This is a genomic window from Halorubrum shenae, from assembly GCF_051194165.1.
GTDB lineage: Archaea > Halobacteriota > Halobacteria > Halobacteriales > Haloferacaceae > Halorubrum.
The window spans coordinates 1-938 of the sequence record NZ_JBLZNI010000051.1 but is presented as its reverse complement, the minus strand read 5'-3'; the positions used below and the strand labels follow the sequence as shown (position 1 = coordinate 938).

Genomic DNA, 938 nt, shown 5'->3' with positions numbered 1-938 from the left:
GTCTCAATTTCCCTCGTGACCGGGACAAATCCGAAAATGATGGTTCCGACGAATATACAGAAGGAGATGATTGCGACAACGCCATGCGTTCTAGAAGAGGCGGCCTCCGCGTAGGCTTCGACCGGTCGAAAGACGCTGATATCTCTTCGCATGTTTGCGACGGTGCTGGCGGTTATTTAGCGGCCGCAATGATAAAGTAAAGAGTCTATTCTGCTGGCACCGACTCTTAAGCTACGTCAGATTGAAGAGCGGCGTATGCTACGACAGTTTCTCGGTGTGCTCGGCGTTCTCACAACGCTCGTTCCGGATCGGATCGTGGACGTATTCGAGGCGATTGCGGTCGAGAACCCTGAAGAAAATACCGTCCATTCGTGGTTTAGTCCCCTGATTCGGGCGGAAGGAATCGTCATTACGCTCGCCGCGCTCCGCGGCGGTCGCCACTACGCGTGGCTAATGAATGTCACCGGAATCTTTGGTGCCGTCTTGCTTTTCATCCCGCGACTGTACGAGCACATCGCGGGACCGCTCGTGTACGAAGACTCTGATTCAGTGGAGTGGAACGAACACCTCACCGACGGCGTCCGGGTAATCGGCGCTGTGTACGTGCTCATCGCGCTTTTGTACCGGCGGCGTCGACACGAGTCATGACTGATGACCTCTCCGACCGCACGATCCTTCTCACCGGCGGAACGAGCGGATTCGGACAGGTGGCAGCGGTTGACCTCGCAAAGAGAGGTGCGACCGTCGTAGTCGTCGGCCGCGACGAGTCGAAGGGAGCCATCCTCGTAGAACGGTCCACAGACCTTGCCGGAACAATCGCGTTCCATCAGGCCGATCTCGCCTCCCAATCCACCGTTCGGTCCCTCGCAGCAACCGTGAAACGCGAGTACGACCGGATCGACGTCCTCGCTCACAACGCCGGACTCTCGGCCGGGTCG

The 938-nt window shown here is 58.0% G+C and carries 2 protein-coding genes; both read left to right on the top strand.

Annotation, left to right across the window (positions count from 1 at the left end):
* Positions 1–255 precede the first annotated feature (255 nt).
* Positions 256–648 (top strand): hypothetical protein, encoded by a 393-nt coding sequence (locus tag ACNS88_RS17685; RefSeq protein ID WP_435100654.1) that lies wholly within the window; start codon positions 256–258, stop codon positions 646–648.
* The coding region (locus ACNS88_RS17680; protein WP_435100651.1) for an SDR family NAD(P)-dependent oxidoreductase at positions 645–938 on the top strand (294 nt) is incomplete at its 3' end. The genes ACNS88_RS17685 and ACNS88_RS17680, both read left to right, overlap by 4 nt.

Coding starts and splice junctions, on each gene's coding strand:
- ACNS88_RS17685 (WP_435100654.1), top strand. CDS start 256: ATGCTACGACAGTTTCTCGGTGTGCTCGGCGTTCTCACAACGCTCGTT.